Consider the following 21,606-nt stretch of genomic DNA (forward strand, 5'->3'; position numbering starts at 1 on the left):
GTGATAGAAAGGGCCGTCTGAGAACTGTCTGAGAAGCGACCTTGGGTCGGTCACGACCCGCAGGGCGTGGCTAAAAATCAGTGAACGGGGGAAGAGCGCTGATGACTCAGCCGCCCAACCAGCCGCCGTACGGCGGTTTCGGAGCGCCGCAGGACCAGCCGCCACAGGGCGGCGGATTCGGCGCCCCGCAAACACCGCCGGTCCAGGGCGGTTTCGGCGCCCCGAGCGCGCCGAATGCCCCTGGTACCCCGCAGGGCACCCCTCCGCCGCCGGCCCAGCCGCCCGCGGTCCCGCCGCAGCCGCCGGCCGCTCCGCAGCCCGGGTACGGATACCCGCAGCAGCCGGGCCCGTACGGCGCCCCCACCGCGCCGGGCACCCCGGGCCCCTACGGCTACCCGCAGCAGCCGGGCCCCTACGGAGCCGCGCCGCAGCCCGGTTACGGGTACCCGCAGCAGCCGCCGTACCCGGGCGCGCCCGGTGCCGCGCCCGGCGGCGGCAAGAAGAAGACGGCGCTGATCATCGGTGCCGCGGTGGCCGCGCTGGCCGTCATCGGCGGCACCGTGTACGCGGTGACCAGCGGCGACGGCGGCAAGAAGAAGCCCGTCGCGCAGCACAGCGACGACCCCAAGAACGCCTCCGGCTCGCCGAGCCCGTCCACCGGCGGCGGCGACGACCCGGAGAACCTGAACGCGGCCCGCAAGGCGGGCGAGGCGAAGGTGCTCTGGTACCACTCGGCGCCGGACGCCCCGGGCTCCGGCGCGGACGCGCCCGGCATGTGGGTCACCGACAAGGTGGTGGCGAAAGCGGCGTACAAGCAGGTCTTCGCCTACGGCACCGGCGACGGCAAGCCCGCCTGGGGCCCGATCAGCTTCCCGCAGAAGATCTGCGCGGTCACCCCGCAGAAGTCGGCCGACGACAAGGTCGTCGTGGCGTACATGAACGGCGTCAGCGACAGCGCCAAGTGCAACCAGCTCCAGCAGATCGACCTCGCCACCGGCCAGAAGGGCTGGAGCGGCCAGGTCGCCGACGGCGGGCTGTTCGACAGCGCGCTCAACGTCGAGCTGACCGTGAGCGGCAGGACGCTGTTGGTCTCCCGTTCGGAGTCGGGCACGGCGTACGACATCGACAGCGGCAAGAAGCTGTACGACAAGCAGAAGTACGGCTCGGCCTGCTTCCCGGCCGCGTACGCGGGCAGTGCGAGCCGGCTGATCCAGGTGTCGTCCTGCGGCGCCGGTTCGGACAACGAGCACGACGAGATCCAGGAGCTCGACCCGGCCACCGGCAAGGTCAGGTGGAGCCAGGCGGTCAAGAAGGGCTGGCAGGTCAGCCGGACGTTCTCGGTCGACCCGCTGGTGGTCTACCTGACCAACCAGGACAAGAAGGCCTGGAACATCTCCACCTTCACCAAGGACGGCACGTTCCGCTCGGAGGTCAAGGTCAACGAGAAGTTCGGCCCCCGCTGCGGCTGGCAGATCCTCGAACGCGACCTCCAGGGCTGCCAGGGCGTCGTCGCGGACGCCGACACGCTGTACCTGCCGACGGACACCACCAGCAGCGCCAACGAGATCGTCGCGATCGGCCTCGCCGACGGCAAGGCGAAGTGGCGGGTCAAGTCCCCGGCGGCCGAGCCGATGTACCCGATGAAGGAGGACGGCGGCAAGCTCGTCGCGTACGTGCAGCCGACGTACGACACGGGCGGCCAGGTGGTGTCGATCCCGGTCGGCGGCGCCTCGCACGCTCCCGCGAAGCTGCTGCAGAACCCGTCGGGCACGGCCGAGATAGAGGACACCTTCTACGACGGCGTCATCGACTGGGCCGACGGGCGGTTCTTCATCTCTTCCGGCCGGCTGTCCGGCAGCGACCAGTCGAAGGAGAAGCTGATCATGGCCTTCGGCAACTGAGCCGCGGCCCGCGCCTTCCTTCTTCCCTGTCCGTCGTCCGTCCCCGTCCCTGTGCCGGACGGCCATCCGGCCGTCCGAGCCTCACCGAGGTGCCCGCGTCATGACCCAGCCGCCCCCTCCGCCGCCGAACCAGCCCCCGCAGCAGCCCGGCTTCGGCCCCCCGAGCCCACCCGCCGGCCCGCCCCCGGGCGCGCCGCCGAACCAGCCGCCGGCCGCCCCGCCGACACCCCCGGCCCAGCAGCCCCCGCCGCAGCCTCAGCCCGGGTACGGCTATCCGCAGCCGGCCCCGCAGCCGGGTTACGGCTACCCGGGCGGGCCGCAGCCGGCCGCGCCCTACGGCGCCCCCGCGCCGCAGAACCCGTACGCCCAGCCCACGCAGCCCATGCAGGGCGCGCAGCCGGGTTACGGCTATCCCGGCCAGCCGCCGACCGTGCCGATGCAGCCGCAGACCGGGCAGAGCGGCGGCGGGCGGAACAACGCCACGCTGCTCATCGTCGTCGCGGCGGTCGTCGCCATCGCGCTGATCGTCGGCGGGGGCATCTGGTACGCCAGTTCCTCCGGTGGCGACGGCAAGAAGCACACCACCGCCTCCTCCAGCGGAGGTTCGGGCGGCGGGAACGACAAGGGCGGCAGCGGTGGCACGTCCACCGGCGGCAAGGAGAAGGTGCCGGGCAACCCCGCGGCCAACGTGCTGTTCGAGGTCCCGTTGCCCACCACGGACGACACGACCAGCACCGCGGGTTCGTGGCTGACCGACAAGGTGTACGCCAAGAGCGGCGTCGCCGAGATCGTCGGCTACGACCCGGCCAAGGGCACCAAGCTGTGGACGATCAAGCTGCCCGGCCCGGTCTGCGCGGCCAGCCAGCACGCCACGTCCGACGACAAGACCGCGATCGTCTACCAGCCGAAGTGGAACACCAAGAAGAGCTTCGCCGGGTGCACCCAGATCGCCGCGATCGATCTCGACGCGGGCAAGAAGCTGTGGACAAAGTCGGTCAACTCCGGTGACTATCCGGTCAATTACCAGAATGTGACGGTCGCTCAGCGCACGGTCGCGGTCGGTGACAGCGACGGCGGTGCCGCCTTCGACCTCGACTCGGGCAAGGCGCTGTGGCTGCCGAAGGCGGGCGACTGCTACGACGCGGGCTACGGCGGCGGCACCAGGCTGGTCGCGGTGCGCCACTGCGGAGACTCCGAGAACGGTCAGGTCAGCATCCAGAACCTCGACCCGAAGACGGGGAAGGTGATCTCCGAGTACCGGATGGACCAGGGGATCCAGGACGCCGCCATCGTCTCCACCGACCCGCTGGTGGTGGCGGCCGACGTCGGCAACAACGCGACCACCGGCAGCGGCGTCTCGGACTACTTCTCCATCGACGCCAACAGCGGCAAGCTGCTCGCTCACATCTCCGCGCCCACCGATACGTACGGGGGCCGCTGCGACGCCCTCACCCGCATCGAGTACTGCAAGGAGATCGTCGCGGGCAACGGCAAGCTGTACCTGCCGACGGCGGAGCACGACGGCAACGGCGGCCCGCTCAGCAAGACCAACGAGATCGTGGCCTTCGACCTGAACACCGGCAAGCCGACCGGCCAGCGCGCCGAGGCCGGCGACGGCTATCTGATGTTCCCGCTGCGCATGGACGGCGGCAACCTGATCGCCTACAAGCAGCCGCCGTACGACAAGGGCGGCCAGATCGTCAGCATCGACGGCGGGTCCTTCACGATGACCAAGCTGCTGGAGAACCCGGCCACGCGGAGCGTGCGGCAGGTCGAGGGCACCATGCTCCCGGACTACGCGGAGATCCTCTTCGGCGACGGCCGGCTCTACATGGCGCAGGTCTTCGCCCAGCGGAAGGGCACCTCGTCCTCGGCGGACGGCAAGCAGGACCTGGTGATCGCGTACGGCACGAACGGCTGACCGTCGCGACTCTCGCCCGAATGGGTGACATACCAAGAAGTGCCCCGGATTTCATCGATCCGGGGCACTTCTCATCAAGAGGGGCAGCAATACGTCGAACAAGCGTGTAGCTTCCGGGGGCATGAAGGGCGAGGTGCCGGGGGGCCCTCTGTCCTTGCGGACCGGTGGACGTCCATAGTGGGGCATCCATGGGGGGACTGGGGGGTGGCTCTATGGGAGTACGGCTCATGGTCGTCGACGACCATCGCCTGCTCGCGGAGGCGCTGGCGTCGGCGCTCAAGCTGCGCGGGCACCGCGTGCTCGCCGCCGCGGCGCCGGCCGCGGGCGCGGCGGATCTGGTGATCGCGCGGGCGCCGGAGGTGTGCCTGCTGGGCACGGCGGCACCGGCCGAACCGGGCGTCTTCGACCCGGTGGTGAAGATCAAGCGGGAGCGGCCGCAGGTCGCCGTGCTGGTGCTCGGCCCGGTGCCGTCGCCGCGCGGCATCGCGGCGGCGTTCGCCGCGGGGGCGTCCGGGTACGTCCGGCACGACGAGCGGATCGAGGGCGTCGAGCGGGCCATCATGAAGGCGCGGGCCGGGGAGGCCGCGGTGGCTCCGCAACTGCTCCAGGGCGCGTTCGGTGAACTCCTCAACCCGGCCGCCCAGCCCGACGACGAGGCACAGCGGCTGCTGGAGATGCTCACGCCGCGGGAGGTGGAAGTCCTTGTCCGGGTGGCCGACGGCGAGGACACCCGGCTGATCGCGGCCGGCATGGGCATCGCGCCCAGCACCGCGCGGACGCATGTGCAGCGGGTACTGATGAAGCTGGGCGTCGGGTCGAGGCTGGAGGCGGCGGCACTGGCCGCGCGGACGGGACTGCTGGACCGGGCGGGCCCGTTGAGTTCCGGTCCTGAGTAAGTGTCTGGTGCTGGGCGGGGGCGGGTTTCGCTTGCCCGCGCCGGCGGGGTGCCGCTTTGCTTGGGGAGGCGGACGGATCAACGAGGCCGACGTTGCGGTTCACCTTCTCGTCAGCGAGATGTCCGGGCTTCAGCGGGCGCTGCTTGAGAGTGTGGCGCCGCCCTGGGCGCTGTGGCCCTCGCCGCGGGGCCCGCGGCCGCCGGCAATGTCGGCGCGTACGTCACCGGGGCGCAAGGCTCCGGAACCTTCAGGTACGACGGCCACTGCATCGCCCCCCAGATCTATCTGACGGTGGCCGACACGCGCCCGGACGGGTACCACGTCGCGATCCGGGTGCAGTCCGAGGCGCCGGACCGCCAGGTGACCAGCTACAGCTGGCATTCGCTCTACAGCGGCGCCAACACCGAGAAGATGTGGCCGACCTACGGCCGACGAAGACGCCACCGGCCTCGTGCACGTCGAGCATGTACGAGGCCGGTGCGGGTCGTGGCGGGGGCGGGCGTCAGATCAGCCGGACGGCCCCCGCCGACGGCACCGCCTCGAAGACGCGCGGCGCGGTGAAGCCCGCGGCCGCGAAGGCCTCTTCGACGGCCTTGGTCAGGGTGTCCACCTCGGTGGCCTCCGTCAGGACGATCGCCGAGCCGCCGAAGCCGCCGCCGGTCATGCGGGCGCCCAGGGCACCGGAGGCGAGGGCCGTGTCGACGACCAGGTCCAGCTCGGGGCAGGAGATGCGGAAGTCGTCGCGCAGGGAGGCGTGGCCCTCGGTGAGGACCGGGCCGATGGCGCGGGTCTCGCCCGCCCTCAACAGGCCCACGACCCGCTCGACCCGCTCGTCCTCCGTCACCACGTGCCGGACCAGGCGCCGTACCTCCTCCTCGTCCCCCAGCCGGGCCAGCGCCGCGTCCAGGTCGGCGTACGGGATGTCCCGCAGGGCGTCGACGCCGAGCAGGGCCGCGCCCTTCTCGCAGCCGGCCCGGCGCTTGCCGTACTCGCCGCCGCTGTGCGCGTGCTTGACCTGGGTGTCGACGACCAGCAGGCGCAGTCCCTCGGCCGCGAGGTCGAAGGGGATCTGCTGCTGGGACAGGTCGCGGGTGTCGAGGAAGAGGGCGTGGCCGGCCTCGCAGCAGGCCGACGCCGTCTGGTCCATGATCCCGGTCGGCGCGCCGACGTAGACGTTCTCGGCGCGCTGGCACAGCCGGGCCAGCTGCCAGCGCTGAAGACCCAGGTCGTAGAGGTCGTTGAGCGCCAGCGCGATCACGACCTCCAGGGCGGCCGAGGAGGAGAGGCCGGCGCCCGTCGGGACCGTCGAAGACAGGTGGACGTCCGCGCCGGTCACGGCGTGGCCCGCCTCGCGCAGGGCCCAGACCACGCCCGCCGGGTACGCCGTCCAGTCCGGGTCGCCCCCGGGGGCGAGGGTGTCGACGCGCAGTTCGGCCACGCCGCCCTCGATGTCCGCCGAGTGCAGGCGCAGTACGCCGTCGGTGCGGCGCGAGACCGCCGCGGTCGCCTGGTGCGGCAGCGCGAACGGCATCACGAAGCCGTCGTTGTAGTCGGTGTGCTCGCCGATCAGGTTGACCCGGCCCGGCGCCGCCCACACGCCCTCCGGCTCGGCGCCGTACAGCTCGGTGAAGCGGTGCGCGACCTGCTGTGCCCCCACTAGTGCTCCTTTGCGATGTGCTGCGCGAACTCCCAGGCGTCCGCGACGATCCCCGCGAGGTCCGCGCGGGACGGGTTCCAGCCCAGTTTCTCGCGGGCCGTGTCCGCCGAGGCGACCAGGACGGCCGGGTCGCCGCCCCGCCGCGGCGCGACCACTTCCGGGATCGGGTGGCCGGTGACCCGGCGGACCGTCTCGATGACCTCGCGGACGGAGAAGCCGTTGCCGTTGCCGAGGTTGCAGATCAGGTGCTCGCCGGGGGCGGCGGCCTGCAGGGCCAGCAGGTGGGCCTCGGCCAGGTCGGCCACGTGGATGTAGTCGCGGACGCAGGTGCCGTCGGGAGTGGCGTAGTCGTCGCCGTAGATCGAGATCGCGTCGCGGCGGCCCTGGGCGACCTGGAGGACCAGCGGGATGAGGTGCGACTCGGGGTCGTGCCGCTCGCCGTAGGCGCCGTACGCGCCGGCCACGTTGAAGTAGCGCAGGGAGACCGCCGCCAGGCCGTGGGCGTGCGCCTCGCTGGTGATCATGTGGTCGACGGCGAGCTTGGTGGCGCCGTAGGGGCTGGTCGGCTTCGTGGGGGCGCTCTCCAGGATCGGGACCTGCTCCGGCTCGCCGTACGTCGCCGCCGTGGAGGAGAACACGAGCCGGCGCACGCCCGCCTCGCGCATCGCGCCGAGCAGGGCGAGGGAGCCGGCGACGTTGTTGTCCCAGTACTTCTCCGGCTTCACCACCGACTCGCCGACCTGCGAGGACGCGGCGAAGTGGAGCACGCCGTCGTAGGAGGGGTCGAGCCACTTGGCGGCGTCGCGGATGTCGCCCTCGACGAAGGCGGCACCGGCGGGCACGCCCGCGCGGAAGCCGGTGGAGAGGTTGTCGAGGACGGTGACCTCGTGGCCGGCCTCCAGCAGGTGCTGGGCGACCACGCTGCCGACGTACCCCGCCCCGCCCGTCACCAGGTACTTCATGAACTCGCTACCTCTCGCAGTCGCTCGGCCGCGCGCTCCGGCGGCACGTCGTTGATGAACACGCTCATGCCGGACTCGGAACCCGCGAGAAACTTCAGCTTGCCGGAAGTGCGGCGGATGGTGAAAAGCTCGAGGTGGAGCGCGAAGTCGTCCCGCGTCACCCCGTCGAACTCCTCCAGCGCGCCGAACGGGGCCTGGTGCCAGGCCGCGATGTACGGCGTCGGAGACTCACCGGTGCCGAAGATCCGGTCGAAGCGCCTCAAGAGTTCCAGATACACCTGGGGAAACTCTGTGCGCGCCGCCTCGTCGAGCGCGAGCAGGTCGGGCACGCGACGCTTGGGGTACAGGTGCACCTCGTACGGCCAGTGCGCCGCGTACGGCACGAAGGCGGCCCAGTGTTCACTCTCGAGAACGACCCGTTCACCGGCCAGTTCCCGCTCCAGGACCGCGTCGAACAGGTTCTCCCCGCCGGTCGCCTCCTTGTGCGCGGCGAGCGAGCGGAGCATCAGCGCGGTGCGCGGGGTGGTGAAGGGGTAGGCGTAGATCTGCCCGTGCGGGTGGCCCAGGGTCACGCCGATCTCCTCGCCCCGGTTCTCGAAGCAGAAGACCTGCTCGACGGAGGGCAGGTGCGACAGCTCCGAGGTGCGGTCGGTCCAGGCGTCCAGCACCAGCCGGGCCTGCTCCTCGGTGAGGTCGGCGAAGGAGGCGTCGTGGTCGGAGGTGAAGCAGACGACCTCGCAGCGGCCGGAGTCGCCGGCGAGGGAGGGGAAACGGTTCTCGAAGACGACCACGTCGTACGACGAGTCCGGGATCTCGCTGAGCCGCTCGCCCTGCGTCGGGCACAGCGGGCACTCGTCGGCCGGCGGGTGGTACGTCCGGCCCTGGCGGTGCGAGGCGACCGCGATCGCGTCGCCGAGCAGCTCGTCCCGGCGGATCTCGGACGTGGTGACCGTGCGGTCGAGCGGACGGCGGTCCACGGCGTCCCGCACGGTGTCGTCCCGAAGGTCGTAGTAGATCAGCTCACGACCGTCGGCCAGCCGTGTCGAGGTCTTCTTCAACGCCGGACTCCTCTACGTCCCTCTGCGTCCCGAACCCAATCACTCAACACAATCAAACATAACAGACCACAACCGATCACCACCAGGTCTCATCACGATCAAACAAAGAACCCCAACAGAAGTGTTCAATATCTGAAGGCGGAGGCGTAGGTTCCGCTCTGGATCAGTTCGCGCAACGAAGCGAGTTCTTATGCAAACCCCCACATATGCGCACACGTATCTGGCGGCGGGGCTACGGCTCCCCACCAACTGGCTGGACTACACGATCCTGGCGATCTACTTCGTCGTCGTGCTCGGCATCGGCTTCGCGGCCCGCCGCTCGGTGAAGACCAGCCTCGACTTCTTCCTCTCCGGACGCTCGCTGCCCGCCTGGATCACCGGCCTCGCCTTCATCTCGGCGAACCTGGCGGCCACCGAGATCCTGGGCATGGCCGCGAACAGCGCCCAGTACGGCGCGTACACCGTGCACTGGTACTGGATCGGCGCCATCCCCGCCATGGTCTTCCTGGGCCTGGTGATGATGCCCTTCTACTACGGCAGCAAGGTCCGCTCGGTCCCCGAGTTCCTGCTGCTGCGCTTCGACCGGGCCGCCCACCTGCTCAGTTCGATCCTGTTCGCGTTCGCCGCGATCCTGATCGCGGGCGTCAACCTCTACGCCCTCGCGATCGTCGTCGAGGCCCTGCTGGGCTGGCCGCAGTGGGTCGCCATCGTCGTCGCCGGCGCCTTCGTGCTCGCGTACATCACCCTCGGCGGCCTCTCCTCGGCGATCTACAACGAGGTGCTCCAGTTCTTCGTGATCCTGGCCGCCCTCATCCCGATCACCATCCTCGGCCTGAAGAAGGTCGGCGGCTGGGGCGGACTGACCGACAAGCTCACCGCGACCCACGGGCACAACTTCACCAGTGCGTGGGGCGGCACCGGGATCGGCAGCGCCAACCCGCTCGGCGCGAACTGGCTGACCATCGTCCTCGGCCTCGGCTTCGTCCTCTCCTTCGGCTACTGGACGACCAACTTCGCCGAGGTGCAGCGCGCCCTGTCCGCGAAGAACCTCTCCGCCGGCCGGCGCACCCCGCTGATCGCGGCCTATCCGAAGATCTTCATCGTCTTCCTGGTGATGATCCCGGGCCTGGTCGCCGCCGCGGTCGTCCCGCACTTCGGCTCGGCCGGCTCCGGCTACCAGTACAACGACGCCATCCCGTACCTGATGCAGGAGCTGCTGCCCAACGGCGTGCTCGGCATCGCCGTCACCGGACTGCTGGCGGCCTTCATGGCGGGCATGGCGGCGAACGTGTCGTCCTTCAACACGGTGTTCACCAACGACATCTGGGCCAAGTACGTGATGCCCGGCCGCGAGGACGCGTACTACGTCCGCTTCGGCCGCCTGATCACCGCGATCGGCGTGGCCGCCTCGGTCGGTACGGCGTTCCTGGCGTCCTCGTTCTCGAACATCATGAGCTACCTGCAGACGCTGTTCTCCTTCTTCAACGTGCCGATGTTCGTCGTCTTCATCGTCGGCATGTTCTGGAAGCGCGCGTCCGCCAAGGCCGGCTTCTGGGGCCTGCTCGCCGGCACCGTCACCGCGATGGTGAACTACTTCGTGCTCTACAAGAAGGGCATCATCTCGATCCCCTCCGACCAGGGCGCCAACTTCGTCTCCGCGATCGCGGGCTTCGTCGCCGGCGCGGTCGTGATGGTCGCGGTGTCCCTGTTCACCAGGCCGAAGCCGGCGACGGAACTCCAGGGCCTGGTCTACGGCACCCGCTCCCCCGGCATGGCGGAAGCGCCGGCGCCCGGTGACGAGGCGTGGTACCGCAAGCCGGCCCTGCTGGGCTGGGGCGCGGTCGTCCTGGCCGCCGCCTGCTACATCCCGTTCTCGTTCTGACGCGGAGGACCGAGGAAACCATGAGCGAACACTCCGAGCACCACCCCGACCGTCACGAGCACTGGACCGAGGCGGGGGTCGCGCGCGAGGTCACCGAGCTGGAGACCAAGTCCGCGACCGCGGCCCGCATCTTCGACCTGCGCCGCATCATCGGCGGCCTGTTCGTGCTGTACGGCGTCATCGTCACGATCACCGGCATCACCGACTCCCGCTCCGCCATCGACAAGGCCCAGGGCGTCAACATCAACCTCTGGACCGGCCTCGGCATGCTCCTGCTGGGCATCTTCTTCCTGGCCTGGCTGAAGCTGCGTCCTACTCCGCCGCCGGTTCCTGCGGAGAATTCGCCGGAGGAGTGACCGTCGGTCGGGACGGTTCCGCCGTAGAGGCGCGGGCCGTCCCCGGCCGACCGGTTCGAGAACGTGCAACTCGGCCTGGCCGATCGCCTCCTGGACCGTGCCAGAGAGGCACTCTCGAAGCGGGGCCCCGCCACCGGTGCCGCTGAACGGGACACCCTGGCCGCTCAGTCGGTCGACGCCCTCGCTGACGCGCTGCTCATCGCGAGGTCCCGAGGCGCCCGTGTCGGCCGCGCTGGGGGAGCGTCCGCCATGCAGGCCCCCACAGAGGTTGCTCACGGCCTGCCGGGGGTCTGCCGGCCGGCTCGACGGACGATCTGGAGGCGATCGCCGCAGGACTGATCGCCCAGGCCGGACGGCCGGGACCGGAGGAGGACCGGGGACGCGGACTGCTGATCACCGAAGCTCTGGCCGCGCGGTGGGGCACCCGGCGGACTGGCGCAGGGCTGACGGTCCGGGCCGAGATCCCGGTCCCCGTCGGGGCTGCCACCCCGGCCGGTCTCCAGCGGCTGGAGGGACCGAAGGGAGCAGGAAGCCGGCGTTGTCGACGACGGGTGCTCGCACCGGCCTCGGCCCGCCACGCGACGCCCGCACCGGAAGGTTGTCGTCGTCATGCTGAGGGGCGGAAGGACCCATGACTCAGCAAACCCTGTACCGGCGCCTGCGGGACCGCCGTGATCGCATCTCTCCGCTGCCGGGCTTCGCCCGGCCCGAGATCAGTGACGCACAGCTTCGAGAACCGGCTGCACCTCCTCTACGGCGAGCCGGTCACCGTCTCCACCGACCTCGGTACCTGGACGATCGACACCACCGACCTGCCCCGCTACAGCGCGAAGGACATGGGGCTCGCCCAGGACGCGCAGGACTCCTAGGGGACCAGCCGCTTCGTCAGCGTGTACTCCGTGATTCCCGGCGGATAGTCCGGGATCACGCACACCACCTCGTAGCCCTGTTTCTCGTAGAAGCGCGGGGCCTGGAAGTCCCAGGTCTCCAGGCGGGCGGCGGTGCAGGCGCGGGTGGTGGTGGCGAGGTGTTCGGCCTCGGACAGCAGGCGGGTGCCGAGGCCTGTGCCGCGGTGGGCGGGGGCGACCCAGAGGTAGGTGACGTGCAGCCAGGTCGCCCAGGTGTGGCCGACCAGGCCGCCCGCCAGGTCGCCGGTCTCGTCCAGCGCCCAGACGTGGAGGGGGACTTCGCGTGCGCCGGGCGTGCCGCGCAGGGCCGCCAGCACCGGGGACGCCGCCGTGTTGGCGTCCCGCAGCCGCGAGCGGAGCAGATCACGTCGGCCCTTGTCGACTTCCGCCTCAATACGAAACATGCGGCACACCATAAACGCGGCGGACAGCCAGTTCTGTAAATCTCCTTCCGCTGCGTGCCCGCATCCGTACTCTGAGGAGCAGCACCGGTGGGGGCCGGTGCCGATCAGGGGGCAAGACATGCGGGTACGACGCCCGCGGTGGGGGTAGCAGTCTCCGCGACGGCGGCGGCCGTGCGGCGCGCGTCCCTTCCGCGGGTGTCGTACTCCGTGGGTGTCGTGCCCGCGAGGGTCACCGCTCGCATGGCCTTTCAGGTCGTCCAGGCTTTCCTCACCTTGGGTATCCCCTGCTCCGCGCGGAGCCTGGGGAAGGGGGTTTCGTGGTTCGTATCCGAGTCCTGGTCGTGGACGACCACCGGATCTTCGCCGAGTCGCTCGCCGCCGCTCTGGCCGCCGAGCCCGACGTCGACGTCTCCGCCGCCGGCAGCGGCCCCGCGGCGCTGCGCTGCCTGGAGCGGGCCGCGGGCGAGGGGCGGCGCTACGACGTCCTGCTGGTCGACGCCGATCTCGGCGGCACCGTGCCCGGCAGCCGCCCGGCGGTGCCCGTGCAGGAGGGCAACGCGGAGGGGCTCGTCGACGGGATCTCGCTGGTCACGGGCGTGCGCGCCGCGCAGCCCGGCGTGCGGACCGTCGTACTCGCCGAGAAGGACGACCCCCGGCGGGCGGCGCTCGCGCTGCAGGCCGGGGCCTCGGGGTGGGTCGCCAAGGACTGCTCGCTGTCCCGGCTGCTGACGGTGATCCGGGGCGTGCTGCGCGACGAGACCCATCTGCCGCCCGCCCTGCTCACCGGCGTGCTGCGCGAACTCACCGCCGCCCGCCGGCACCGTACCGAGAGCGAGCGACTGGTGGAGTCCCTCACCCCGCGCGAGCGGGAGGTGCTGCGCTGCATGGTCGCCGGGCTGGGCAGAAAGGCCGTCGCGGAGCGGCTGTTCCTCTCCCCGCACACCGTGCGCACCCATATGCAGAACGTCCTCGGCAAGCTGGGCGTCCACTCCACGCTGGCCGCCGTGGCGCTCGCCCGGCGCGCGGGCGTCGGACCGGCCGAGCTAGCCGGGGATGTTGTCGAACGGGGCGGTCAGCTGGCGTAGCAGCCCGGCCAGCTCCGCCCGCTGGGCGCGCGACAGCTCGCCGAGGATCGCCCGCTCCTGCTCCAGCAGCCCGGCGAGCGCCTGGTCGGCGCGGTCCTGGCCGGTCTCGGTCAGCCGGACCAGCACGCCCCGCCGGTCGCTCGGATCGGGCAGCCGCTCCACCAGACCCTTCTTGGCCAGCCGGTCGATGCGGTTGGTCATCGTGCCCGACGTGACCAGGGTCTGGGTCAGCAGCTGGCCGGGGGAGAGCTGATACGGCGTGCCCGCGCGCCTCAGCGCGGTCAGCACGTCGAACTCCCAGGGCTCCAGCTGGTGCTCGGAAAAGGCGAGCCGGCGTGCGCGGTCCAGATGCCGGGCCAGTCTGCTCACCCGGCTGAGCACTTCCAGCGGCTCCACGTCGAGGTCCGGGCGCTCCCGGCGCCACGCTGCGACCAGCCGATCGACCTCGTCCTCCATGGAGATCAGTGTAGTGGTTGTGTCGACGTGAAGTCTCTTGACCTCAAGTCTCTTGACGTCAAGATAATCTTGGGGGGAGAGTGGGAGACATGACGAACTCCGTGTCCAACCCCGTCTGGGACCCCGGCCAGTACCTGCGGCACGCCGGTCACCGGGCCCGCCCCTTCGCCGACCTCCTCGCCCGCGTCCCCGCCCTGCCCACGGCGGCACCCCGCATCGCCGACCTCGGCTGCGGGCCGGGCAACGTCACCGTCCTGCTCACCGAACGCTGGCCTCACGCGCACGTCACCGGCTACGACAACTCACCCGAGATGCTCGACAAGGCCCACACCGACCACGAGGGCCCCACGGCCGGCGGCGGCCGCCTGGACTTCGCCCCCGCCGACGTGCGCACCTGGACGCCCGAGGAGCCGTACGACCTGATCGTCTCCAACGCCACCCTCCAGTGGGTGCCGGGCCACACCGACCGGTTCGCCGACTGGATCACCGCCCTCAGGCCGGGCGGCACCGTCGCCTTCCAGGTGCCCGACAACATCGACGCCCCGCTGCACGCCCTGATGCGCGACCTCGCCGGGACGCCCCGCTGGAAGGACCGCCTCGCCGACGTCCTGCGCCGCACCGACTCCGTGCACACCCCCGGCGCCTATCTGGACCGCCTCGCCCGCCTCGGATGCGCGGCCGACGTGTGGCAGACGACGTACTACCACGTCCTCGAGGGCGAGGACCCGGTCCTGGACTGGGTGAAGGGCACCGGCCTCAGGCCCGCCCTGACCGCGCTCGCCGACGACCCCGAGGCACGCGAGGCGTTCCTCACCGAGTACCGGGACCTGCTGCGGCAGGCCTACCCGAGCGCGCCGTACGGCACGGTCATGCCGTTCCGCCGCCTGTTCGCCGTCGCCACGAAGGAGGCCTGAGGATGCTCGCCGCCGTCGACCACGTCCAGCTCGCCGCCCCGCCCGGCTCGGAGGACGCCCTGCGGTCGTACTACGCCGGCATCCTCGGCATGACCGAGATCCCCAAGCCCCCGGTACTGGCCGCGCGCGGCGGCTGCTGGTTCCAGGCCGGTGCCGTCCAGCTCCACCTCGGCATCGAGAACGACTTCCGGCCGGCGAAGAAGGCCCACCCGGGGCTACGGGTGACGGAGATCGAGGCGTACGCCGCCCGGCTCGAAACCCTCGGCGCCCCAGTGACCTGGGACGACAACCTCCCCGGCCATCTGCGCTTCTACTCGCAGGACCCGGTGGGCAACCGGCTGGAGTTCCTCCAGCCCCGGTAACCGTGGCCCCCCGGGCTACGCCCTGCGGTGTCCGATCAGCCGCGGCTTCTGCTCCAGCCCGTCCAGCCCGTGCCACGCCAGGTTCACCAGGTGCGCCGCGACCTCCGCCTTCTTCGGGCGGCGGACGTCCAGCCACCACTGGCCCGTCAGGGCGACCATGCCGACCAGGGCCTGGGCGTACAGCGGGGCGAGCTTCGGGTCGAAGCCCCGGCTCTTGAACTCGCGGCCCAGGATGTCCTCCACCTGCGTGGCGATGTCGGAGATCAGCGAGGCGAAGGAGCCCGTCGACTGCGGGATGGGGGAGTCACGGACCAGGATGCGGAAGCCGTCCGTGTTCTCCTCGATGTAGTCCAGCAACGCGAACGCCGCCTGCTCGCACAGCTCACGCGGGTGCCCGGCGGTCAGCGAACTGGTCACCATGTCCAGCAGGCGCCGCATCTCGCGGTCCACCACCACCGCGTACAGCCCCTCCTTGCCGCCGAAGTGCTCGTACACCACCGGCTTGGACACCCCGGCCTTCGCCGCGATCTCCTCCACCGACGTGCCCTCGAAGCCCTTCGCCGCGAAGAGGGTGCGACCGATCTCCAGCAGCTGCTGGCGGCGCTCGGCGCCGGTCATCCGGGTCCGGCGGGTCCGCCGCTGCTTATCGTTGCTGGAGGTGCTGCTGGAGTCGGTCGCCACGGCCTCCATCATGCCGTCTCAGCGGCAGCCTTCCGGCTCCGGGAGTCGTCATCACCGGTGTTCCGGCGCGAATCGATACGCGAGCGTGACGGCCAGCGCACGTCGTACGCCCAGCCGAGCCGCTCGAAGATCCGGATGAAGCGGGCCGAGGAGTCGATCTGGCCGCGCATCACCCCGTGCCGCGCCGAGGTCGGGTCGGCGTGGTGCAGGTTGTGCCACGACTCACCGCACGACAGCACCGCCAGCCACCACACGTTGCCCGAACGGTCCCGCGACTTGAACGGCCGCTTGCCCACCGCGTGACAGATCGAGTTGATCGACCACGTCACATGGTGCAGCAACGCCACCCGGACGAGCGAACCCCAGAAGAACCCGGTGAACGCGCCCCACCAGGACATCGTCGCCAGACCGCCGACCAGCGGCGGCAGCGCGAGCGACACGGCCGTCCACATCACGAACTGGCGGGAGATCGCCCGGATCGCCGGGTCCTTGATCAGATCCGGCGCGTACTTCTCCTGCGGGGTCTGCTCCTCGTCGAACATCCAGGCGATATGGGCCCACCACAGGCCCTTCATCAGCGCCGGAACCGTCTCCCCGAACCGCCACGGAGAGTGCGGGTCGCCCTCGGCGTCGGAGAACTTGTGATGCCTGCGGTGATCGGCCACCCAGCGCACCAGGGGGCCCTCGACGGCCAGCGACCCCATGATCGCCAACGCGATCCTGAGCGGCCGCCTGGCCTTGAACGAACCATGGGTGAAGTACCGGTGGAAACCGATCGTGATGCCGTGGCACCCCAGGAAGTAGAAGAAGACCAGCAGGCCCAGATCGAGCCAGCTCACCCCCCAGCCCCAGGCCAGCGGCACGGCCGCCACCAGTGCCAGGAACGGCACGATGATGAACAGGAGCAGCGTGATCTGTTCGATCGAACGCTTCTGCTCGCCGCCCAGCGTGGCGGAGGGAGTGTGAGTGTCGGTGGCCTTCCGGGCTTCTTCGATCACATCGGAACTCGTCGAGGTCATGCGCGTCCCCTGTGGGGTCGAGGGTCGGGGCAGATAGCCGGGCCGCCGGGACCGGGCGGGAGTGAACGTACTTCCCTGAAGGTCACTTCCCTACGGTTCCGTAACCTACGGCGTCGTAAGTATGGCAGCGTGTCGCGCCCCGGCAAGAGCCCGACAGCCTGCGCGTCCGCGCGGACACCTATCCTTGGACTCGGTCGGACAGCGCGGTCCGCTGAAGTTTCCTTCCCGGACACTCCGGCCCGTATGCCGCGCCCGCCGCGCGGCAGCCGGACGGGTCCCCCTCCCAGCTGAGCTTCACCACTGCAAGGAGCCGCACCTGTGAGCAGTGCCGACGACCAGACCACCACGACCGGCAGCGAGCTGCGCGCCGACATCCGCCGACTGGGTGATCTCCTGGGCGAGACCCTCGTACGGCAGGAGGGCCCCGAGCTCCTCGAGCTGGTCGAGAAGGTCCGCCGCCTCACCCGCGAGGACGGCGAGGCCGCTGCCGAGCTGCTGCGCGGCACCGAACTGCAGACCGCGGCCCAACTGGTCCGCGCCTTCTCCACCTACTTCCACCTCGCCAACGTCACCGAACAGGTGCACCGCGGCCGCGAGCTGCGCGCCCGCCGCGCCGCCGAGGGCGGCCTCCTCGCCCGTACGGCCGACCGGCTCAAGGACGCCGACCCCGAGCACCTGCGCCAGACGGTCGAGCACCTGAACGTTCGCCCGGTGTTCACGGCACACCCCACCGAGGCCGCACGCCGGTCCGTCCTCAACAAGCTCCGGCGCATCGCCGCACTCCTGGACACCCCCGTCCTCGACTCCGACCGCCGCCGCCACGACGTCCGCCTCGCCGAGAACATCGACCTGGTGTGGCAGACCGACGAGCTGCGCGTCGTACGGCCCGAGCCCGCCGACGAGGCCCGCAACGCCATCTACTACCTCGACGAACTGCACGCCGACGCGGTCGGTGACGTCCTGGAGGACCTGACGGCCGAGCTGGAGCGCGTCGGCGTCAAGCTCCCCGACGCCACCCGCCCCCTCACCTTCGGCACCTGGATCGGCGGCGACCGCGACGGCAACCCCAACGTCACCCCCCAGGTCACCTGGGACGTCCTCATCCTCCAGCACGAGCACGGCATCAACGACGCCCTGCAGATGATCGACGAACTGCGCGGCCTGCTCTCCAACTCCATCCGCTACGCCGGGGCCACCGAAGAGCTGCTGGAGTCCCTGCAGGCCGACCTGGAGAAGCTGCCCGAGATCAGCCCCCGCTACAAGCGCCTCAACGCCGAGGAGCCCTACCGGCTCAAGGCCACCTGCATCCGGCAGAAGCTGGAGAACACCAAGCAGCGCCTCGCCACGGGCACCCCGCACGAGACCGGCCGCGACTACCTCGGCACCGGCGAACTGCTCGCCGACCTCCGCCTCGTCCAGACCTCGCTGCGCGAGCACCGCGGCGGCCTCCTCGCCGACGGCCGCCTCGGCCGCGTCATCCGCACCCTGGCCGCCTTCGGCCTCCAGCTCGCCACCATGGACGTCCGCGAACACGCCGACGCCCACCACCACGCCCTCGGCCAGCTCTTCGACCGCCTCGGCGAGGAGTCCTGGTGCTACACCGACATGCCCCGCGAGTACCGCACCCGGCTCCTCGCCAAGGAACTGCGCTCCCGCCGCCCGCTGGCCCCCACCCCCGCACCCGTCGACGCGGCCGGCGCCAAGACCCTCGGCGTCTTCGAGACCGTCAAGCGCGCCCTGGAGGTCTTCGGCCCCGAGGTCATCGAGTCCTACATCATCTCCATGTGCCAGGGCGCCGACGACGTCTTCGCCGCCGCCGTCCTCGCCCGCGAGGCCGGCCTGGTCGACCTGCACGCCGGCTGGGCCAAGATCGGCATCGTGCCGCTGCTGGAGACCACCGACGAGCTGCGCGCCGCCGACACCATCCTCGAGGACATGCTCTCCGACCCGTCCTACCGGCGCCTGGTCGCGCTGCGCGGCGACGTCCAGGAGGTCATGCTCGGCTACTCCGACTCCTCCAAGTTCGGCGGCATCACCACCAGCCAGTGGGAGATCCACCGCGCCCAGCGCCGCCTGCGCGACGTGGCCCACCGCTACGGCGTACGCCTGCGCCTCTTCCACGGCCGCGGCGGCACCGTCGGCCGCGGCGGCGGCCCCTCCCACGACGCCATCCTCGCCCAGCCCTGGGGCACCCTGGAAGGCGAGATCAAGGTCACCGAGCAGGGCGAGGTCATCTCCGACAAGTACCTCATCCCGTCCCTGGCCCGGGAGAACCTGGAACTGACCGTCGCCGCCACCCTCCAGGCCTCCGCCCTGCACACCGCCCCCCGCCAGTCCGACGAGGCCCTGGCCCGCTGGGACGCGGCGATGGACGTGGTCAGCGATGCCGCACACGCCGCGTACCGCCGCCTGGTCGAGGACCCGGACCTCCCGGCCTACTTCTTCGCCTCCACCCCCGTGGACCAGCTCGCCGACCTGCACCTCGGCTCCCGCCCCTCCCGGCGCCCCGACTCCGGCGCCGGCCTCGACGGCCTGCGCGCCATCCCGTGGGTGTTCGGCTGGACCCAGTCCCGGCAGATCGTCCCCGGCTGGTTCGGCGTCGGCTCCGGCCTCAAGGCCCTGCGCGAAGCCGGCCTCGACACCGTGCTCGACGAGATGCACGAGCAGTGGCACTTCTTCCAGAACTTCATCTCCAACGTCGAGATGACCCTCGCGAAGACCGACCTGCGCATCGCCCAGCACTACGTCGACACCCTCGTCCCCGACGACCTCAAGCACGTCTTCGACACCATCAGGGCCGAGCACGAGCTGACCGTCCGCGAGGTCCTGCGCGTCACCGGCGAGCGCGAACTGCTCGACGCCCAGCCCGCGTTGCGGCAGACCTTCACCATCCGCGACGCCTACCTGGACCCGATCTCCTACCTCCAGGTCACCCTGCTCAAGCGCCAGCGCGACGCGGCCGAGGCAGGCGCGGAACCCGACCCGCTGCTCTCCCGCGCCCTGCTCCTCACCGTCAACGGCGTAGCGGCGGGCCTGCGCAACACCGGCTGAGCAGCTACGAAAAAAAGGGTGCCCCCGAGGTCGTACGACCCAGGGGGCACCCTTTTTCAGAGAGTCACTGCACCGCCGCGAACGCCGCCGTCAGCAACCCCACCCCGGACAGCCCCAGCACCCACGCCACCCGCGTCAGCCGCATCCCGCCCGCGACCACCACCGACGCCAGCAACAGTGCCCCGCCGAGCGGCACCCAGGCGTACAGGATCCCCGCCGGCCCCGACCGCACCGCGTCCGACGTACCCGGCTTCAGGACGACGTCGTACGTCTGCCCCTTCCGTACCGCGACGGACTCCGGCAGCTCCACGCGCGCCCGTGCCCCCGCCCCCGCCGACGTCGGCGTGAACGGACCGCTGCACGTACCCCCGGCGCACGCCGTCACCCGGACCGTACCGGCCTCACGCCCCTTCGCCAGCATCACGTGCTGCGCGGTCCCCCAGGAACCCCACACCCCGGCGAACAGAATCAGCGCGGCGACCGCGCCCATGGCCGCGACCCGCCCGAACCGCAGCGCGGACACGGACACCTGACGGGCTGAGCTGGCTGTGGCAGGCATGGCCGGGATCATTGGCCATACCCGCACAGCGGGTCAACTCCCGTGTCCGCCGTAGAAGTACATGTCAGGAGTTGTACGTGCTCTGCGCCCGCTCCAGCCCCTCCGCCAGCAGACACTCCACCGCGTCCGCCGCCCGGTCCACGAAGTAGTCCAGCTCCTTGCGCTCCGCCGACGAGAAGTCCTTCAGCACGAAGTCCGCCACCTGCATCCGCCCCGGCGGCCGCCCGATCCCGAACCGCACCCGGTGATAGTCCGCACCCATCGCCTTCGTCATCGACTTCAGCCCGTTGTGCCCGTTGTCCCCGCCGCCCAGCTTCAGCCGCAGCACGCCGTAGTCGATGTCCAGCTCGTCATGGACCGCGACGATGTTCGCCACGGGCACCTTGTAGAAGTCGCGCAGCGCGTTCACCGGCCCGCCCGACAGATTCATGTACGACGTCGGCTTGACGATGACGACCCGCCGGCTCGCCGGCCCCACCGGACCGATCCGCCCCTCCAGCACCTGCGCCTGCGCCTTGCCCGCCCGCTTGAACTTCCCCCCGATCCGCTCCGCGAGCAGGTCCACCACCATGAACCCGACGTTGTGCCGGTTCATGGCGTACTCCGGCCCGGGATTACCGAGCCCGACGATCAGCCAGGGATCACTGGCGGGGGTGGTCACGTCCATGTCTCCTTGATACGCGCCAGCCGCCGCTCCCCGGGAGGGAAGCAGCGGCTGAACAGATGATGACGCCTACGGCGATCAGGCCTCCGCGGCCTCTTCCGCACCCTCGGCGGCCTCGCCCTCGGTCTCCTCGGCCTGGGCCTGCAGGACCTGCAGCACGACCGCGTCCTCCTCGACGGCCAGGGTCACGCCGTTCGGCAGCGTGATGTCCTTGGCGTGGACGGAGGCACCGGCCGCCAGACCCTCGACGGAGACCGTCACGGCCTCGGGGATGTGCGTGGCCTCGGCCTCGACCGTCAGCGTGTTCAGGACGTGCTCGAGCAGGTTGCCACCCGGGGCCAGCTCGCCCTCGGCGTGCACCGGAACCTCGACCGTGACCTTCTCGCCACGCTTGACCAGCAGCAGGTCGACGTGCTCCAGGAAGCCCTTGATCGCGTCACGCTGGACGGCCTTCGGGATCGCCAGCTCGTTGGTCTTGCCGTCGATGTCCAGGGAGATCAGGACGTTCGGCGTACGCAGCGCCAGCAGCAGGTCGTGGCCCGGCAGGGTCAGGTGCAGCGGCTCGGAGCCGTGACCGTACAGAACACCCGGAACCTTGCTGTCGCGGCGGATGCGACGGGCGGCACCCTTGCCGAACTCGGTACGGGTCTCGGCGGAGATCTTCACCTCGGACATGCTGATCACTCCTCGTAGAGGTAGGAACGGACGGGGTCACCCGGCCACGAACGGCCTGCTACGAAGAGCGCGTCGATAACGGACCGCCGTAATCGCAGACACGACTACGGCCTCCCTCGCCGAGCAACTTCGTCAGTCTACTCGGACCGGGAGGCCGTACCCAAAACGATCACCAGCGAGCGCTAGCGCACGGTG

General features: G+C 70.7%; 20 protein-coding genes. 10 read left to right on the forward strand and 10 right to left on the reverse strand.

Annotation, left to right across the window (positions count from 1 at the left end; genetic code table 11):
* Nucleotides 1-101 precede the first annotated feature (101 nt).
* From ACH47Z_RS27345 to ACH47Z_RS27355, 3 genes are all read left to right on the forward strand, one after another.
* Nucleotides 102-1,901, forward strand: a complete 1,800-nt coding sequence (locus ACH47Z_RS27345; protein ID WP_399078106.1) for a PQQ-binding-like beta-propeller repeat protein — start codon at nucleotides 102-104, stop codon at nucleotides 1,899-1,901.
* Between the two features lie 100 nt (nucleotides 1,902-2,001).
* The gene (locus tag ACH47Z_RS27350; RefSeq protein ID WP_399078108.1) at nucleotides 2,002-3,822 is read left to right on the forward strand and encodes a PQQ-binding-like beta-propeller repeat protein; all 1,821 of its coding nucleotides are present in this window, start codon (nucleotides 2,002-2,004) and stop codon (nucleotides 3,820-3,822) included.
* A 212-nt stretch (nucleotides 3,823-4,034) separates the two neighbouring features.
* Nucleotides 4,035-4,718 (forward strand): LuxR C-terminal-related transcriptional regulator, encoded by a 684-nt coding sequence (locus tag ACH47Z_RS27355; RefSeq protein ID WP_399078110.1) that lies wholly within the window; start codon nucleotides 4,035-4,037, stop codon nucleotides 4,716-4,718.
* 502 nt (nucleotides 4,719-5,220) lie between these two features.
* Here the strand turns inward: ACH47Z_RS27355 and galK are convergent.
* Genes galK through galT form a run of 3 tightly spaced genes read right to left on the reverse strand, consistent with a single transcriptional unit; the run spans nucleotide 5,221 to nucleotide 8,395 of the window.
* The gene (gene galK / locus ACH47Z_RS27360) at nucleotides 5,221-6,375 is read right to left on the reverse strand and encodes a galactokinase (RefSeq protein WP_399078112.1); all 1,155 of its coding nucleotides are present in this window, start codon (nucleotides 6,373-6,375) and stop codon (nucleotides 5,221-5,223) included.
* Nucleotides 6,375-7,337 (reverse strand): UDP-glucose 4-epimerase GalE, encoded by a 963-nt coding sequence (gene galE / locus ACH47Z_RS27365; RefSeq protein ID WP_399078114.1) that lies wholly within the window; start codon nucleotides 7,335-7,337, stop codon nucleotides 6,375-6,377. Before galE ends, galK begins: the two co-directional genes overlap by 1 nt.
* Nucleotides 7,334-8,395: a galactose-1-phosphate uridylyltransferase gene (gene galT, locus ACH47Z_RS27370; protein ID WP_399078116.1), complete on the reverse strand. Its 1,062-nt coding sequence runs from the start codon at nucleotides 8,393-8,395 to the stop codon at nucleotides 7,334-7,336. Before galT ends, galE begins: the two co-directional genes overlap by 4 nt.
* 190 nt (nucleotides 8,396-8,585) lie before the next feature.
* Between galT and ACH47Z_RS27375 the strand changes: the two genes are divergently transcribed.
* The 3 genes from ACH47Z_RS27375 to ACH47Z_RS27385 all read left to right on the forward strand — a co-directional run bounded on the left by ACH47Z_RS27375 (nucleotide 8,586) and on the right by ACH47Z_RS27385 (nucleotide 11,502).
* The gene (locus ACH47Z_RS27375) at nucleotides 8,586-10,277 is read left to right on the forward strand and encodes a sodium:solute symporter family protein (protein WP_399078118.1); all 1,692 of its coding nucleotides are present in this window, start codon (nucleotides 8,586-8,588) and stop codon (nucleotides 10,275-10,277) included.
* 20 nt (nucleotides 10,278-10,297) lie between these two features.
* Nucleotides 10,298-10,633 carry a hypothetical protein gene (locus ACH47Z_RS27380; RefSeq protein WP_399078120.1) on the forward strand — a complete coding sequence of 112 codons (336 nt, stop codon included), beginning with the start codon at nucleotides 10,298-10,300 and terminating at the stop codon, nucleotides 10,631-10,633.
* Between the two features lie 716 nt (nucleotides 10,634-11,349).
* Nucleotides 11,350-11,502 (forward strand): hypothetical protein, encoded by a 153-nt coding sequence (locus tag ACH47Z_RS27385; protein ID WP_399078122.1) that lies wholly within the window; start codon nucleotides 11,350-11,352, stop codon nucleotides 11,500-11,502.
* On the opposite strand, the gene ACH47Z_RS27390 is transcribed toward ACH47Z_RS27385, so the two are convergent.
* Nucleotides 11,499-11,957, reverse strand: coding sequence for a GNAT family N-acetyltransferase (locus ACH47Z_RS27390; RefSeq protein ID WP_399078124.1), 459 nt, complete (start codon nucleotides 11,955-11,957; stop codon nucleotides 11,499-11,501). The two genes, ACH47Z_RS27385 and ACH47Z_RS27390, sit on opposite strands and share 4 nt — an antisense overlap.
* 305 nt (nucleotides 11,958-12,262) lie before the next feature.
* Between ACH47Z_RS27390 and ACH47Z_RS27395 the strand changes: the two genes are divergently transcribed.
* Nucleotides 12,263-13,030 (forward strand): LuxR C-terminal-related transcriptional regulator, encoded by a 768-nt coding sequence (locus ACH47Z_RS27395; protein ID WP_399078126.1) that lies wholly within the window; start codon nucleotides 12,263-12,265, stop codon nucleotides 13,028-13,030.
* Here the strand turns inward: ACH47Z_RS27395 and tamR are convergent.
* Complete coding sequence (gene tamR, locus ACH47Z_RS27400) at nucleotides 12,989-13,486, reverse strand: MarR family transcriptional regulator TamR (RefSeq protein ID WP_399078128.1); 498 nt, start codon at nucleotides 13,484-13,486, stop codon at nucleotides 12,989-12,991. The two genes, ACH47Z_RS27395 and tamR, sit on opposite strands and share 42 nt — an antisense overlap.
* An 89-nt stretch (nucleotides 13,487-13,575) precedes the next feature.
* Between tamR and ACH47Z_RS27405 the strand changes: the two genes are divergently transcribed.
* Both ACH47Z_RS27405 and ACH47Z_RS27410 read left to right on the forward strand, forming a co-directional pair.
* Nucleotides 13,576-14,400 carry a trans-aconitate 2-methyltransferase gene (locus ACH47Z_RS27405; protein ID WP_399078130.1) on the forward strand — a complete coding sequence of 275 codons (825 nt, stop codon included), beginning with the start codon at nucleotides 13,576-13,578 and terminating at the stop codon, nucleotides 14,398-14,400.
* 2 nt (nucleotides 14,401-14,402) lie between these two features.
* On the forward strand, nucleotides 14,403-14,762 hold the full coding sequence (locus ACH47Z_RS27410; RefSeq protein ID WP_399078133.1) for a VOC family protein: 360 nt from the start codon (nucleotides 14,403-14,405) through the stop codon (nucleotides 14,760-14,762).
* A gap of 15 nt (nucleotides 14,763-14,777) precedes the next feature.
* On the opposite strand, the gene ACH47Z_RS27415 is transcribed toward ACH47Z_RS27410, so the two are convergent.
* Together ACH47Z_RS27415 and ACH47Z_RS27420 are read right to left on the reverse strand one after the other, a co-directional pair.
* Complete coding sequence (locus ACH47Z_RS27415; protein WP_399078135.1) at nucleotides 14,778-15,455, reverse strand: TetR family transcriptional regulator; 678 nt, start codon at nucleotides 15,453-15,455, stop codon at nucleotides 14,778-14,780.
* Entirely contained in the window at nucleotides 15,452-16,462 is a 1,011-nt protein-coding gene (locus ACH47Z_RS27420) for an acyl-CoA desaturase (RefSeq protein WP_399078137.1), read from the reverse strand. Before ACH47Z_RS27420 ends, ACH47Z_RS27415 begins: the two co-directional genes overlap by 4 nt.
* A 318-nt stretch (nucleotides 16,463-16,780) precedes the next feature.
* Between ACH47Z_RS27420 and ppc the strand changes: the two genes are divergently transcribed.
* A complete protein-coding gene (ppc, locus tag ACH47Z_RS27425) occupies nucleotides 16,781-19,513 on the forward strand; it encodes a phosphoenolpyruvate carboxylase (protein WP_399078139.1) in 2,733 nt (910 codons plus the stop codon).
* Nucleotides 19,514-19,577: 64 nt separating this feature from the next.
* On the opposite strand, the gene ACH47Z_RS27430 is transcribed toward ppc, so the two are convergent.
* The 3 genes from ACH47Z_RS27430 to ACH47Z_RS27440 form a co-directional block, all read right to left on the reverse strand.
* Nucleotides 19,578-20,084, reverse strand: a complete 507-nt coding sequence (locus ACH47Z_RS27430) for a hypothetical protein (protein WP_399078141.1) — start codon at nucleotides 20,082-20,084, stop codon at nucleotides 19,578-19,580.
* A gap of 52 nt (nucleotides 20,085-20,136) precedes the next feature.
* Complete coding sequence (gene pth / locus ACH47Z_RS27435) at nucleotides 20,137-20,739, reverse strand: aminoacyl-tRNA hydrolase (RefSeq protein WP_399078143.1); 603 nt, start codon at nucleotides 20,737-20,739, stop codon at nucleotides 20,137-20,139.
* A 75-nt stretch (nucleotides 20,740-20,814) separates the two neighbouring features.
* A complete protein-coding gene (locus ACH47Z_RS27440; protein ID WP_399078145.1) occupies nucleotides 20,815-21,411 on the reverse strand; it encodes a 50S ribosomal protein L25/general stress protein Ctc in 597 nt (198 codons plus the stop codon).
* Between the last annotated feature and the right edge of the window lie 195 nt (nucleotides 21,412-21,606).

It is taken from the genome of Streptomyces sp. NPDC020192, assembly GCF_044388685.1.
Taxonomy (GTDB): domain Bacteria; phylum Actinomycetota; class Actinomycetes; order Streptomycetales; family Streptomycetaceae; genus Streptomyces.

Bases quoted from the DNA above. Each gene is read 5' to 3' on its own strand.
- ACH47Z_RS27350 (WP_399078108.1), top strand. From the start codon at position 2,002: ATGACCCAGCCGCCCCCTCCGCCGCCGAACCAGCCCCCGCAGCAGCCC.
- pth (WP_399078143.1), bottom strand. From the start codon at position 20,739: ATGGACGTGACCACCCCCGCCAGTGATCCCTGGCTGATCGTCGGGCTC.
- ACH47Z_RS27375 (WP_399078118.1), top strand. From the start codon at position 8,586: ATGCAAACCCCCACATATGCGCACACGTATCTGGCGGCGGGGCTACGG.
- ACH47Z_RS27380 (WP_399078120.1), top strand. From the start codon at position 10,298: ATGAGCGAACACTCCGAGCACCACCCCGACCGTCACGAGCACTGGACC.
- ACH47Z_RS27440 (WP_399078145.1), bottom strand. From the start codon at position 21,411: ATGTCCGAGGTGAAGATCTCCGCCGAGACCCGTACCGAGTTCGGCAAG.
- ACH47Z_RS27355 (WP_399078110.1), top strand. From the start codon at position 4,035: ATGGGAGTACGGCTCATGGTCGTCGACGACCATCGCCTGCTCGCGGAG.
- galE (WP_399078114.1), bottom strand. From the start codon at position 7,337: ATGAAGTACCTGGTGACGGGCGGGGCGGGGTACGTCGGCAGCGTGGTC.
- ACH47Z_RS27405 (WP_399078130.1), top strand. From the start codon at position 13,576: ATGACGAACTCCGTGTCCAACCCCGTCTGGGACCCCGGCCAGTACCTG.
- ACH47Z_RS27390 (WP_399078124.1), bottom strand. From the start codon at position 11,957: ATGGTGTGCCGCATGTTTCGTATTGAGGCGGAAGTCGACAAGGGCCGA.
- ACH47Z_RS27420 (WP_399078137.1), bottom strand. From the start codon at position 16,462: ATGACCTCGACGAGTTCCGATGTGATCGAAGAAGCCCGGAAGGCCACC.
- ACH47Z_RS27415 (WP_399078135.1), bottom strand. From the start codon at position 15,455: ATGATGGAGGCCGTGGCGACCGACTCCAGCAGCACCTCCAGCAACGAT.
- ACH47Z_RS27345 (WP_399078106.1), top strand. From the start codon at position 102: ATGACTCAGCCGCCCAACCAGCCGCCGTACGGCGGTTTCGGAGCGCCG.
- ACH47Z_RS27410 (WP_399078133.1), top strand. From the start codon at position 14,403: ATGCTCGCCGCCGTCGACCACGTCCAGCTCGCCGCCCCGCCCGGCTCG.
- tamR (WP_399078128.1), bottom strand. From the start codon at position 13,486: ATGGAGGACGAGGTCGATCGGCTGGTCGCAGCGTGGCGCCGGGAGCGC.
- ACH47Z_RS27430 (WP_399078141.1), bottom strand. From the start codon at position 20,084: ATGATCCCGGCCATGCCTGCCACAGCCAGCTCAGCCCGTCAGGTGTCC.